Source organism: Alteromonas sp. G5_S2_22_S1, from assembly GCF_054968525.1.
On sequence record NZ_JBQKUJ010000006.1, the window covers coordinates 122,444 to 136,577 of the forward strand.

The 14,134-nt window shown below is 41.6% G+C and carries 12 protein-coding genes; 6 read left to right on the forward strand and 6 right to left on the reverse strand.

Going from position 1 to position 14,134, the window contains the following annotated elements:
- The first annotated feature begins 110 nt into the window (after positions 1-110).
- Positions 111-1,106, forward strand: coding sequence for a right-handed parallel beta-helix repeat-containing protein (locus ACTRWF_RS08790; protein ID WP_462835415.1), 996 nt, complete (start codon positions 111-113; stop codon positions 1,104-1,106).
- Positions 1,107-1,124: 18 nt separating this feature from the next.
- Here the strand turns inward: ACTRWF_RS08790 and xrtA are convergent, their stop codons facing one another.
- Genes xrtA through ACTRWF_RS08805 form a run of 3 tightly spaced genes read right to left on the reverse strand, consistent with a single transcriptional unit; the run spans position 1,125 to position 4,894 of the window.
- Entirely contained in the window at positions 1,125-2,600 is a 1,476-nt protein-coding gene (xrtA, locus tag ACTRWF_RS08795; protein ID WP_462835416.1) for an exosortase A, read from the reverse strand.
- Between the two features lie 39 nt (positions 2,601-2,639).
- A complete protein-coding gene (locus tag ACTRWF_RS08800) occupies positions 2,640-3,479 on the reverse strand; it encodes an XrtA system polysaccharide deacetylase (protein WP_462835417.1) in 840 nt (279 codons plus the stop codon).
- A gap of 2 nt (positions 3,480-3,481) precedes the next feature.
- Positions 3,482-4,894 (reverse strand): TIGR03013 family XrtA/PEP-CTERM system glycosyltransferase, encoded by a 1,413-nt coding sequence (locus ACTRWF_RS08805; protein WP_071952234.1) that lies wholly within the window; start codon positions 4,892-4,894, stop codon positions 3,482-3,484.
- Between the two features lie 149 nt (positions 4,895-5,043).
- Here ACTRWF_RS08805 and ACTRWF_RS08810 point away from each other — a divergent pair, with 149 nt between their 5' ends.
- From ACTRWF_RS08810 to ACTRWF_RS08825, 4 genes are read left to right on the forward strand one after another with little or no spacing between them, the layout of a single operon-like run.
- Positions 5,044-5,676, forward strand: a complete 633-nt coding sequence (locus ACTRWF_RS08810; protein WP_462835418.1) for an XrtA/PEP-CTERM system exopolysaccharide export protein — start codon at positions 5,044-5,046, stop codon at positions 5,674-5,676.
- Between the two features lie 31 nt (positions 5,677-5,707).
- Complete coding sequence (locus ACTRWF_RS08815; protein WP_071952236.1) at positions 5,708-7,276, forward strand: XrtA system polysaccharide chain length determinant; 1,569 nt, start codon at positions 5,708-5,710, stop codon at positions 7,274-7,276.
- Positions 7,276-8,226: an XrtA-associated tyrosine autokinase gene (locus ACTRWF_RS08820; RefSeq protein ID WP_462835419.1), complete on the forward strand. Its 951-nt coding sequence runs from the start codon at positions 7,276-7,278 to the stop codon at positions 8,224-8,226. Before ACTRWF_RS08815 ends, ACTRWF_RS08820 begins: the two co-directional genes overlap by 1 nt.
- A complete protein-coding gene (locus ACTRWF_RS08825) occupies positions 8,195-9,868 on the forward strand; it encodes a porin family protein (protein WP_462835420.1) in 1,674 nt (557 codons plus the stop codon). Before ACTRWF_RS08820 ends, ACTRWF_RS08825 begins: the two co-directional genes overlap by 32 nt.
- A 153-nt stretch (positions 9,869-10,021) precedes the next feature.
- Here ACTRWF_RS08825 and ACTRWF_RS08830 read toward each other — a convergent pair whose 3' ends face one another.
- Both ACTRWF_RS08830 and hldE read right to left on the reverse strand, forming a co-directional pair.
- Positions 10,022-11,086: an XrtA/PEP-CTERM system-associated ATPase gene (locus ACTRWF_RS08830; RefSeq protein WP_462835421.1), complete on the reverse strand. Its 1,065-nt coding sequence runs from the start codon at positions 11,084-11,086 to the stop codon at positions 10,022-10,024.
- Between the two features lie 160 nt (positions 11,087-11,246).
- Entirely contained in the window at positions 11,247-12,677 is a 1,431-nt protein-coding gene (gene hldE / locus ACTRWF_RS08835) for a bifunctional D-glycero-beta-D-manno-heptose-7-phosphate kinase/D-glycero-beta-D-manno-heptose 1-phosphate adenylyltransferase HldE (RefSeq protein WP_287149078.1), read from the reverse strand.
- Positions 12,678-12,708: 31 nt separating this feature from the next.
- Between hldE and ACTRWF_RS08840 the strand changes: the two genes are divergently transcribed.
- The gene (locus ACTRWF_RS08840) at positions 12,709-13,056 is read left to right on the forward strand and encodes a GIY-YIG nuclease family protein (protein WP_015067677.1); all 348 of its coding nucleotides are present in this window, start codon (positions 12,709-12,711) and stop codon (positions 13,054-13,056) included.
- Positions 13,057-13,060: 4 nt separating this feature from the next.
- On the opposite strand, the gene ACTRWF_RS08845 is transcribed toward ACTRWF_RS08840, so the two are convergent.
- Positions 13,061-13,966 carry a DUF350 domain-containing protein gene (locus tag ACTRWF_RS08845; RefSeq protein WP_462835422.1) on the reverse strand — a complete coding sequence of 302 codons (906 nt, stop codon included), beginning with the start codon at positions 13,964-13,966 and terminating at the stop codon, positions 13,061-13,063.
- Between the last annotated feature and the right edge of the window lie 168 nt (positions 13,967-14,134).

The window sequence follows — 14,134 nt, forward strand, 5'->3', positions numbered from 1 at the left end:
ACAGTTCGAGATCTATCAGCTTTATGAATCAAGTTCTTAGAAAGCTTTGGATAATGGCTTTTATCACATTGTTTACCCCGTACTCACCTTGCTTTTCGCTAGAGTTGATAGTGACTAATACAAAAGAGCTTAAAAATGCTGTTCATATTGCAAACAATGATAAAAGTGGAAACGTAATAGAGATATTAATGGATGACGGCGAATATAAAAATTCATCAAACATCATAATTTCACGAAATAACATCACCATTCGCTCTATTTCAAATAATCCAGCGCACGTTGTACTTAGCGGTTCAGGTATGAAGAAGAAAAGCCCCGTTGAGGTCATATTTGATATAAGTGCAAGCAATGTTACGGTTTCAGGTATGACTCTTAGAAACGTTTCTCATCATCTTATTCAAGTACGCGCAGAGAAAGACGTCGATTTTTTTTCATTAGACAACTGCATCCTCGAGGACTCGTATCAGCAACTACTCAAAGTGTCCGGAAAGGACAACGGTGAATATTCAGACTTTGGTGTAATCAAAAATAGTCGCTTTGAATACACCGCTGGTGTTGCACCAAACTATTATGTTGGCGGCATAGATGCGCATAGGTCACGAGGTTGGGTAGTGTCCAACAATATATTTTTGAATATCGCAAGCCCTGCTGAAAAGGTTGCTGAGCATGCTATTCATTTTTGGAAGCATTCATTTGATAATACTGTTGTCAGTAACATTGTTATCAACTCGGACAGAGGGATAGGTTTTGGTTTAGGAAACAATAAAAACCAGTCAACGGGCGGGATCATAGCTTTTAATAAAATAACACATGATAATCCTAACCACGCTTTTGCAGATGTAGGTATTAGCTTAGAGAGCAGTCCACATACCATCGTTACAAACAATGAGATTTATCTAAACTCAAACTATCCGAATGCTATTGAATACCGCTTTCCTAATACGCAAGGTGTTATTATAAAAGATAATATTACTAACAAATCAATTGTCGCCAGAGATGGTGCAGATGGAATAATATTAGCTAATAAATCTGCGGGTATCTTTGAGTATTATTGGAACTCTATATTATTCTACTTTAATCAAGCAATTCGCTTCATCAATAATTAGCCATCTTACTTTCTAAGTTTATAGATGAGATGAAATAGCAGAAAGACTGTCATTTATAGCTGAAACATCATGTCCATCTGCTGCAAGAATCCATAGTCTTCCGCCTCGAGAACTTCCAAATAACACATTTTTGACCTGATATATTTTGGCCTTAACCGCGCTGGTAAATAACTCATTGTCGACTTCATAAAACCTTACGATACTGAGCTTATCGCCACTTGATGATACGACATGATAGACAGAGAGGTTTAAACCGTTTGTAGTTATACTTGTAGTGTGACTAAGCGAAAAGCGTTCTGGGTCGAATAACCTATGCAGATCGCTTACTAATTCATTATGTTGTTCGCTAAACCAAGCATTATACACTTTAACATTGCAACCTTGATGTTTAAGAAAGCCAAATTCTTCTGCATCCGGGTCTACTACAATGGGTTGCCAATCCGTTCTTTGGCAATTATTGTCCCAATCATAAGTCAGAGTAGAGAGACGCGTCTCAAAATGAGAGTTGCTGATATTTGAAATATTTACGATCCATGCAAAGAAACCTGCAAAAATAGCGATTGAACTGATAATAACAGGCATGCTCACTGAGACTGTCGCATTTTGCGGCCCGACTTTGCTAGGTTCACACGGTGATTGCCGCATAAATTCACCGATACCCAGCAAACACATAATTACGAAAGCAAAGAAAAACCAGCCGTAGATAAGATGATCTGCGCCAGCCGCATGCTCCATGTCTGTCCGATATGCGATAAGAATAATGCCATACACTCGAACAATATTCGCCAATACTGGAAATATTAATGATATAAAAACGAAGATAGCTCTACGCTTGACTGATACCAAGTTTAAGTAAGCATATAGGCTACCTATAACAAAGCTTGCAATAAAAAAGCTGACGCCGGAACACGCCTCGGCGACTAGGAATCGACCTTGAGGTATTTCAATGTAAAGACCACTTCGAAAAAGCGGCACTCCAGTTAAGTGTAATAGGGCAACCGAACCATCGGCAGCTATTTTTTGAAGATAAGGAATAAGCTGTTCACCCACTGGAATGCTAAAAAGCATAAACACCAATGGAAACAGGATTATTTTTGCAGCTTGAGTGCCCACCATTAACCAAATGAGTGCGGGTAATAGCGTGAAAGCAGCGGTATGCATAAACAATTGAATGTCACCTGCAATACCAATCACATACAAAAGCAATGCGGGTATTATAACCAAAAAAGCCAATGACGTTGTTTTAATGGGCTGAGCAAAAAACACATCGCGCTTTAGGTAAATTAGGTAGATGGCACCTGGAACGATAAAGAAGCCGTGATTAAATATCTCGTTTCCGTACCATATTTGAACAACAGTGGTTAGTCCCTGCCAACAAAAAGCAGTCCATAAGCAAAGAAATAAAAAGCCCGAAGTGAAGAACGTTTTATTCTTACCAAATGAAAAATTTGTAAAACCTCTATCCTTATCGCTTTGTGTATCACTGTTATCCATATGCATTTCCCTGCCTTTTTTATTTTAGTAATTATAGGCTTATTCTATTTCGTAAGCTTGCTGCATCGTTACCCAGTTAAAGTCACCAAGTAATTTTTCTATCTTTCCTTCCATTCTCGAAAGGTTGATATAATGACGAGCTTTAGATTTCCATGGTGCCGATGAAAACTTCGGTTGCTCTGGATCTATCTCCCAAGGATGAAAATAGAAACTGTATGGCGCACTTTCAGATTGCATAAACTCTGTAATGCGACGTTTCGAGAGCCAGTAAGGATACAAACGAAAATAACCTCCACCGCCAATTCCCACATTGCTTCCTTTTTTACGAACTGTAGGGATAGGTATTTCAATAAGCCCATTTTCACGCTCATACTTAAAGCGAGGCCATTCAGGCACACCATAGAGGTCATGATTGATTGGGTAAGTACTGGACGAATACGTAAAACCGAGGTCCTTAAGTATGTCGTAAGCCCACGTGTTCGAATCATTAATAGAGAAACTGGGCGCTCTGTATCCTTTTAACGCCACACCGCCTATATCTTCAAGGATATCTTTACTTTGCTTAATATCATCGTAAAGCTCTTGCTCGTTCATCGTGGTGGCCCGTTGGTGTGCTAGGCCATGACTGGCTAACTCGTGGCCCTCATTTACTATTCGTTTAATTACGTCTGGGCAGCGCTGCGCTACCCAGCCAAGTGTGAAAAATGTAGATTTAACGTTATTCGCTGCAAATAAATCCAACAGCCTATGTGTGTTGTCTCCCACTCTAAGACTAATGCTATCCCAATCTTTTTTTTCAACTACACCTTCAAATGCGGAAACTTGAAAGTAATCTTCTACATCTACTGTCATAGCATTAAGACGATTATCTAATTTCATGATTATCGCCCTTTACCAAACAGTACAACTTCAACGGTACGAATTAAAATGAGAATATCCAACAATAAACTTTGGTGTTTTACGTAGTAGAGATCGAATTTAAGCTTTTCCATGGAGTCCTCAACGCTTGCTCCATACGGATAATTTAACTGCGCCCAACCGGCAAGACCCGGCTTCACGTTATGGCGCTGATTATAGTAAGGCACCTCACGAACGAGCTGCTCTACAAACTGTGGTCTTTCTGGGCGAGGGCCGATAAACGCCATTTCGCCCTTAAACACATTTAAGAGCTGAGGTAACTCATCGACGCGATACTTTCTTATAAAGTGCCCGATTCTAGTTACACGGTCGTCGTTTTTGCTGGCCCACTTAGCCCCATCTTTTTCCGCATCGGGCCTCATACTTCTAAATTTGATTATTTTGAAAAGCTTGCCGTTTAAACCTACGCGTTCTTGCTTATAAAAAACGGAAACCCCAGTACGTCTGCCATCATCACAATAAATAATAAAGGCCGTGAATAGCATAATGGGCCATACAAACAATAATATAACAAACGCTAAAATAACATTTAGCGTGTAATCTAACGCATCTCTCAGGTAATTTTGGCTTTGAAAGCCATTGGAGTAGATAACCCAGCTAGGGTACATGAGATTTACAACGATTTGCCCCGTTTCCCGTTCCATGAAATCCAATAGCTCAGTCACTTCTATACCGCGCAATCTGCAGTCGAAAAGCACTTCTACAGGTAATGTTCCGCGCCTTTGGTCGCAAGCAATAACAATTTCTTCGATGTCATTATCTGCAATAAACTGCTGGAAGCTCTCATCAACTTTTAGATGAATTATTTTCTCTTTCTTAATACCGTCTTCGCGATTGTCACCTGGAATAGGAATAAAACCAACTAACTCAAACCCTATTCTGTCAACATCTCTTCGCATACGCTTTTCAATAATAGATGCTCTTTCCCCTGCGCCCAAAACCAAAATGCGTACTTTACCTAAGCCTAATAGCCCTAAGCGATTCGTAAAATATCTAAAGACAACTAGAGTAATAATTGTTGAGCTAACTGCAGCCGGTAAGAAATATGAATCCATAACCAAGTCGTCAAAAAACGCACGACTTACTACTTCAACTAAAAAGTAGCTGAGGCCCACACTTACAAAAATTCGGCGAATAATGCCGCGAAATGTTTCTCTCAATTTGGCTTCATACAGGCCGACAGATAATGAGCAAAGTAATATTGAAACAGTAAGCATTCCCACGTTTATAATTAGTTTTTCTACCGAAACATTCGGCGACATTCCAATTTGCGTAAGAATAAAATGAGAAATATAGCCCATGTAGGCTATGAGTAGCGCTTCTGTTATTACAAGTATGTTCGAGCGTTTATTTTGATTGCGCTTGTTTAATGCCACCCCTGGCCCCCTAAAACTGCGGCGTTTTTCCCATCATAAAGGGATTTATTCCAATAGACTACAATTGATATTGGCATTATAGTGACATTTCCCGTAGGGTAAACGACAAAAGCCAACAATTAACCATAATGAGTGTAGGATGATCTCTTATGTACCGCTTTAGAACGCTACTAACATGCTGTGCACCACTTTTATTTATAGGTATCAACGGTTGTAGTAACACTGGGGCTTTGCCTGAAGCAACCACTCGACCTTCTCTAACTACCGACGTTAACGACTACCAATATTTAATTGGGCCCGGAGATTCGCTTACTATTTTTGTATGGCGTAACCCAGAGGTATCAGGCAACTTTATTGTGCGCCCTGATGGAAAAGTAACAACTTCATTAGTCGAAGATATTGACGTGGCAGGCCGCACGCCAACTATGCTTGCCAGAGAAATTGAAGAGCAGCTTTCTACTTATATTAACAGCCCTAGGGTGACAGTAAGTGTAAATAACTTCACGGGTCCTTTAAGCGAACAAGTTCGTGTAATTGGAGAAGCCACTAACCCTAGCGCAGTCAATTATACCGAACACATGACGCTATTAGACCTGATGATTGCAGTAGGTGGACTAACGGAATTCGCTAATGGCAATGACGCTAAATTAGTGCGTGTGGTAAATGGCAAACAACAAACCTACGAAATTAACATTGACGATTTAATAAGAGATGGTGACATCTCGAAAAACGTCGATATGCTGCCTGGCGATATCGTAATAATCCCAGAAGCTTGGTTCTAGTTGTAAAGCGGTAAACGGAACAAATAAAAAAATGCAGGACTTACAACAAACGCTAATCCAAATCCTTGACTATGTAAAAGGGGTTTGGATTAAAAAGCGTTACGTCATCATATTTTCGTGGTTAATTTGCCCTATCGGCTTCTTATATGTAGCCAGCCTACCTGACGTTTATTCATCGAAAGCTCAAGTATTTGTAGATACTCGCTCTGTGTTGCAGCCTTTACTTAAAGGATTAGCAATCCAAACTAATCCTGATCAAGAAATACAGATGATGGCTAAAACACTACTTAGCAGAAGTAATGTTGAGAAAATTGCACGGGAAAGTGATCTTGATATAACAACCGAAAATGAAGATGAATTTGATAATTTAGTCAATAGGCTATCGAGCGATATTCAATTAAAAAAGACTGGGAGGGACAATATATATAACATTACTTATTCAAATCAGTCTCCCAATATAGCTCAACGTGTCGTTCAAGAGACCTTGGATTTATTTGTAGAAGGAGCCTTGGGAAATAACCGAAAAGATACAGATACCGCTGGACGTTTTTTAGATGAACAAATTGCAGAATATGAATCTAGGCTATCAGAAGCTGAACAGCGATTGGCTAATTTTAAACGTCAATACAATGATATTTTACCACTTGCTGGCACGTATTATTCAAACCTCCAGAGCTTGAACAACGAGCTAGAAGCTACTCGACTGCAAATCAAGCAAACTCAGCAGCAGGTTGACTCGCTTAAAAATCAGATTGGCAATGTAAAGCGTACTGATAGTTTTGGGGTGACTAATCAGAATGAGCCTGTTTTACAAACCAGATATGATGCAAGGATAAAGTCTTTAGAAGAAGAGTTAGATAAACTTACTCTTCGATTTACAGATCTTCATCCAGATGTTATCGAGACAAAGGCGTTACTTGAGAGTTTGGAGAAATCTAGGAATAAAGAGATTGAAGCTTTTATAAACGCTGATAGCAGTGATAACTCTCAACCGTTATCAGAGCTTAATAGAGAAATTAAACTTGAAGCAAGCCGGCTAGAAAGTCAAACTGCCTCGTTGCGTGTTAAAGAAACGGACCTTCTAAGAAAAATTGCCGAACTCGAAAGCAAAGTAGATCTTATTCCCCAAATTGAAGCAGAGTCTTCAGCACTGAATAGAGATTACGACGTTACAAAGCGTAAATATGAAGAGCTACTGTCGAGAAAGGAATCAGCCGACCTATCTCGAAGAGCAGATGTATCAGCAGAAGACCTTCAATTTAGGATAATAGAACCGCCGTTACTACCCAAGCGACCTTCGGGTCCTAACCGGCTTATTTTTTACACTGCTGTGTTAATTTTAGGTTTTGGCTCAGGGATTGGTATCGCATTTCTAATTAGCCAACTTAATCCAATTTTAATACGACCTAAGCAGTTACTAAATGTTTCGGATTATCCAATTTGGGGCACGGTCACTCATTTAAACATTGAACAAATCAACAAAACGAATAGAACTCGACTTATCGTATTTTTATTGTCTAGTGGTACTATTTTGGCTATGTATGGAGCGTTAGTCGCGGCTGAAATCATGAATATAGATTTATTTGGAGGTCTTCTTTAATGAAAAACACCATTGAAAAAGCACTTCAAAAGCAAAAAGAAGCAAAAGCGGCTAAGCAAAACGATAATGCTGAAGGTACGTTAGAGGACAAGCAGGTTTCTAGCCAATCGGAGGAATCTGAGGTTTCAATTGAAATACCAACGTCTTCAAATATTCCAGCAGACAAAGTTGTAGTCGATGAGAAAGAGTTTATTAATAAAAAGTCTCCGCTTGATGAGTTCACAATAGACTTCGAGAGGCTCGATAAAAATGGGCATATCTCTTTGAATGGTGATCGAAAGCAGATAAATGAAGAGTACCGTGAAATTAAGCGTAAACTTTTAGCTAATGCTTTCGGCTCACTCGCGAAAACCCTGCATAATCCTAATATTATTATGGTTACCAGCAGCCGGCCTTCAGAAGGAAAAACGTTTACTGCAACAAATTTAGCCATGAGTATTGCCTCTGAGCAGGATAAAACGGTGCTTCTTGTTGATGCAGATGTGCTGAAGCCTAACGTATTAAACACTTTAGGGTTAGAGCGTCGTAAAGGTTTGATGGAGTATTTAACCGGTGATGTAGAAGATATCTCCGACGTGTTATACCCAACAAACATTGATAAACTTAAGATTATCCCAGCAGGCAAGTCACACCACCTGTCTACAGAGTTACTTGCAAGTCAGAAGATGCATGAAACAGTAGATGAATTCGCAAACAGGTATCCAGATCGGATTGTTATTTTCGATACACCACCACTTATTGGTATTAACGAAAGTGCGATACTCGCTAACTTTGCGGGCCAAGCAGTGGTTGTAGTTGAGGAAGGTAAAGCGAAAATAGGTGATATAAAAATGTCTGTAGAGCGTTTGAACCCAGACATGGCCATTGGATTTGTGGTAAACAAGTCTGTACATAATGACACCGATGGAAGCGGATATTATGGATACTATTACTCAGAGCGAAGCGAATAATATTATTCGCTCTCTCAATATCAAACCAATTAGAGTATCTTTGGTTGCATGTGCAGTCGTCACTAGCTTTCCTGCTAGTGCTAAATTTGATCTAAACGCAATAGCGACAGCAGATACGATTTATCAGAGTGTAGATATTGAAGAGGAAGGCCAGCGCTCTCTTACAACACTAACTATCGCGCCAAAATTAAACGCTACGTATCAAACCAGAACATTTCAAGGGCTGTGGTCTGGTACCTATACACACCTTGAACGCGATAATGACGATGCTAGTCAGCGCCAAGATTACGCGGAGTACAGTTACTCTGCGCAGTGGGTACCGTTTGAAAACCTATTATCTTTTCAAGCGGCTGGAGCACTTAACTACCAAAATACTAATTCTGCCAACTTTCTAATTAGTGACTTTATTGCAAACTCTGATAGTTTAGCAAAAACACGTTCAAACCGCCTATCCTCAACGCTAACGCTAGACCAAGGTGACTGGATAAGAGGTCAAGGTACAGCATCTTATTCTGACACGGCTTCTGAACAGTCCCTCACGAATAACAACGCTTTAGATAACGATAGCTATCAGCTATCGGGCACCGTATTAAATGGTGACGAAGCTAAATACTTTATCTGGTCGGTTACTGGTACTTATCAGAATACCGAACGTGGCCAAGCCAGCACCGGAGATTTCGAGTCAAGAACGGGTGATGGCTATATCGATACACGAATTTTCAATAATTGGGCCATCCGCCTTACAGCGCGGCACGAAGCCAACCAAATATCTGACAGAGACGATACCAATAGCTTAGTCAGAGAGTTTAATTCTTACGGTGCGGGTCTAACGTACCGTCAAGCTGAAAACCGTTATATCTCTATAACAGCTAACAAAAGCGACTCAGACTTAGACGAAGACGATGGCGAAACCTTTGTTGGGCTAGATATGCAATGGGCCTTGAGTAACCGTACTCAAATTGCCGCCACCTACGGACGTCGTTTTTATGGTGAATCGGCATCAGCAAGCATTGGCTATAATTCTAAATACTTACGTACCTCATTCAGCTATTCAGAAGATGTTACAAACACCTCTCGTCTACTAGCAGACCCAGAAAATTTAGGCGTATTTGTATGCCCTAGCGCTTCAACATCTATTGCAGACTGCTTCCAACCTAACAGCCTAAGCTACACGCCCAATGCCGGCGAGCAGCTGGTTCAACTTACGTCTCAAAACTTAGAGTTCGACGACAATATCATCCTGCGAAAAAGCGCTAACTTTCAAGCAGGGTATGACTTTTCAAGAGTAACCCTTGCCTTTTCCTGGCGTTACTCTGAAGACGACTATTTAGATGAAGATAGGCTAAGACGCACCTACTCGTTCGGTACGAATTTAGCGTATAAGATTGGTAGTTATACCAACATCACAAGCAGTATCAATTACGCCAATATAACCGGTCAGGGCGCAGAGGAATCATTCAGAGGTGAAAGCGATAACTGGAATGCTTCAATTGGTTTAGAACGAGAGTTTGGCCGACGCTTAAAAGCGAGTATTGACGCTAGATACCTTGAGCAAGAAGGCGACTTGAACGCTGGCGGTCAGTTCGGAAATAACTACACAGACAGACGCTTAAGCGCCTCTATCACCTATACCTATGACTAGATGATTATGTACTTCTTTAATTTACAAGCTAAGTTAGCTAATCTTTAATTGCTGACTAGTTCTAGAAAAAGTTTATACTTTTATCTTTCAAAACGCCCATAGGGGCGTTTTTTACTTGACCTCAAATCATTTGGATAATATTAACCAAATACATCAGCCCTTATTATCATCGCTCTTAAGCCGTACATAGGTCTTAAACTTCTTCTTCATAAGTTTATCCACGTACTGCGTCATTTTCACTTTCTGTGAAATTGCGTCATCCAAAGCATCAACCAACTCAGCTAGCATATCCAAGTAGTATTTGGTATCGCGAATAACATTGCCTTTCGGCGTCATGATAGTTTGGCTTTCAGGATGATCGGCAAAGCCCATATGCTCGGTAACTTCCGCGCCGGTTTTATCAGGCTCGAACATTTCGGCTTTCACTTCTTCAATAACTTCGTTTACCGCATCGGCATCGAAGCTCTCAAGCTCTTCAAGAAAACCATAAAGCATCACCCTATCCATAAGGGTATTAATTTTACGAGGTATGCCACGAGAGAACATGTGAATGCGTTCTAACGCTTCGTCGCTAAATAGGGCAGTTCCATTCCACCCTGCATGATGTAAGCGGTACTCGATATATTCTTTACACTCTTCTAATGAAAGCGGTGCCAAATGACAAGACGCCACGATACGCTGCCTAAACTGTTCCATATTTGGCGCACGTAATATAGGCTGAAGCTCTTCCTGCCCTAGCAAGAAACTTTGAATAAGCGGCTTACCGTTAAGCTGAAAGTTGCTCAACATTCTAAGCTCTTCAATTGTTTCTAGGGGAAGATTTTGTGCCTCATCCACAAGCAGTAAAGCGCGGCGCCCTGCTTTGTTGAGGTCGTATAAAAATAGCTCAAGCGCTTTTAAAATATCGGCTTTAGAACGCCCTTCCGTAGGAATATCAAATTTAGACGCCACCATTTTCACCAGCTCATCGGGCGAGAGCTTCGGCGTTACAATTTGCGCAGCAGCAATATCGTCTTCAATTTCTTCAAGTAAACTGTTGGCTACGGTGGTTTTTCCCGTGCCAATTCCACCAGTAATAACAATAAATCCCTCAGCCTGAGAAAGGCCATACTGCAAGTAGGACATGGCGCGCTTATGCCACTTACTGGCGAAGAAAAATTCAGGATCTGGGGTTAACTGAAACGGTTTCGAGTTTAGTCCATAATAACTTTCGTACATGCAATTTACCGTTATTCCATTAAAGAATGTGCGTTCAAATAAACAAACGTAATATTGGTTTGTATCAGCGCGCTGTTTTTGACCTATGTTGATTACACACATGGTAACCAACAACGCGCCGTTCTCGAAGTATTATCTCCGCTAATGTTTAAACGAAGCGCTAGCGCAGTTTATTTTGAGTAATTCGCTCAATAATACCTGTTGTAGACACGCCGTCTTCAAACGTGAGTACTTTGACTTGGCCACCGTTTTCCATGACTTCAGTGCCACCCGCTATCTCTTCAATTGTATAATCGCCGCCTTTCACTAACACGTCTGGCAGTAAACGGGCTATAACACGCTGGGGGGTATCTTCCTCAAACGGAACCACCCAGTCTACGGCGCTCAAGCCTGCAAGCACTGCCATGCGGCGGTTAACATTATTTACCGGTCGGCCCGGACCTTTTAACTTCGTTACCGACTCATCGGTATTTACCGCAACAATTAGTCGGTCACCAAGTTGCGCCGCTTCTTCTAGATAGGCAACGTGACCAGAGTGCAAAATATCAAAACACCCGTTGGTCATCACCACACGCTCACCTCGCGCTTTCGCTGCCTTAAGGGCAATTTCTAGCTGGTCTTCTGTCATTACACCGCCATCAAGGTGCACAGACTGCTCACCTAACGCCAAAGCCAGTTCAGTATTAGTGACGGCAGATGTGCCCAGCTTTCCAACCACTACACTTGCCGCTAAGTTAGCAAGCACGCAAGCCGCCTGAAGGGGCAAGTTACATGCAATCGCCACTGCCAACGTCGATACCACCGTATCGCCAGCGCCTGTAACATCGTAAACCTCTTTCGCCTTTGCTGGCAGGTGAAACTCGGTGTTATCGCCGTCAAATAAGGTCATGCCATCTTCTGAACGAGTAACCAACAGCGCGCTTAAATCTAACGTTTCTTTTAACGACAGTGCTTTTTCTACTAATACCTGCTCGCTTTCTATTTCACCCACAATACCGCGAAGCTCATCCAAATTAGGAGTAACTAATGTGGCGCCAGCGTACTTACCAAAGTCGCTGCCTTTAGGGTCTACCACCACGCGCTTATTTTTGCTTCGCGCTTTTTCAATGAGTACTTCAGGGTTGCTCAAACAACCTTTTGCATAGTCACTCAGAATAACGACATCCGCATCATCTAAAGCTAACTCGTATGCGTGCTCCAGTTCTGATTTATCAGTGTGAGCAAAGCTTTTTTCAAAATCTAAACGCAGCAGCTGCTGATTCCTACTCATGACACGAAGTTTGGTGATGGTATCGAAGCCATCTACTGTAAAAAACTGACAATCAATATCGTGAGTTTGCAAACGCTCTTTAAGAATTTTTGCATTCTCGTCATCGCCACACATCCCCAGCAAGGTTACGTTTGCGCCCAATGTTGCTGCATTCACCGCAACATTCGCCGCTCCTCCAGCCCTATCTTCAGAACCACTAACGTTTACCACAGGTACTGGCGCTTCTGGTGAGATTCGCCCAGCGCCACCGCTCCAGTAACGGTCTAACATCAGGTCGCCAACAATAAGCACCTTCGCTTTAGTAAAATCTGGTAATATCATGCTGAGAATAACTTTTTAGATATTGAAAACATTGGCACAGAGTATAACAGCCAAGGCAGGCAGTACACACCAAGGAAGCATAAATACCCAATGGTACCTCTATTTAATAGAGAACAAACTTGGGCAACTTTATACAGGAATAACTACAGAACCAAAACGCCGTATAGCGCAGCACAGAGGTGAATTAAAAGGCGGTGCGAAAGCGCTTAAAGGTAAATCGCCCTTGGTGTTTAGGGCGGTATTTGAGGTCGCAAACAAGTCTGAAGCGTCAAAACTTGAATACGCTGTGAAGAAAATGAGCCGCCTTCAAAAAGACAACATTATCAATAAAGGCCAGCTCAATGAATTGCCGTGTATAAAATCGCAATTTGACGTGTGAGCCTCTACCCGCCCAATACGCCATTTATGATCATGGCATTACCAATGCTAAGCGTAAACCCTAGAGCTGCCACCCCTACATTGTGCTGCTGATCAACTTCTTGGCGGAAGTTCATACCAAACAAAATAATTTTTTTGCTGGCTAACACCAGTATATGAAGTGCGATTGCGAGTCCAACGCTAACAATAAGCCAACCAGTTACATTGCTCACATACCCAGATGGGTTATAAACCAGTAGATTTTTAGCTGCCGACACGATCATTGCGGTGCCAAGCAAGTTGCCCGTATGTTCGATAGCAAGCGCTAACTGCCCTTTTTCAAGCGCCCCTTGGAAAGAGTCATTTTGGTTATCTCTTGCATATCTGAATTCTAAAATACGGGTCATCACAAGCAGCATGGTAAGCACAACGGTAAAACCGGTAACAATCGCAATAAGTGCATTCATATCGCTACCGTCTACCCATACCATGATGTTACGTAAAACAATGGCACTGGCGACTAAACTGGCAGCATCGACAAGCGCAACGCTTACGCTGCGTTCAGCTATCATTGCGTGAGTATCAACTTTGTTTAATACAAGTTTATCGTGGGCGAAACGGCCAAATTTCACCAGCAAAATTCCCACGACCCCGAATGTCACCATGCCGATAGCGGCTTCTTCATAGCCTTGCCCAATATGCCGCCCCACTACGGAACTTAGTACAATACACAGTGAAAGCATGCCTCCTGCAACACTAATACCAAAGGCAAAGTTGTCCTTAACACCCAACTCTTCTGTTACTGAAAACTGCCTAAATGCACCAGTAAGCCACTTCATAATCATTAGCAGCAGTAACGCTATTGCCACGTCCATGGCAAGGTAAATTAATAGCTCTCGGGTTAGCGGTACTAGTTTTACTAAGGCTTCCACGTTATCTTTGCTCCTTGAACACACAAAGCTCCATGCTGATTATTTGTATTGCGTTAATGCCGCAAAAACAGCGGCATTCAAATAAACAGCTTCCATCTATTACAAACTTGTACAAAGATGACAACGAACTTGTTCAGATTTATTTTAATAAGGGCCTGATAACATTGC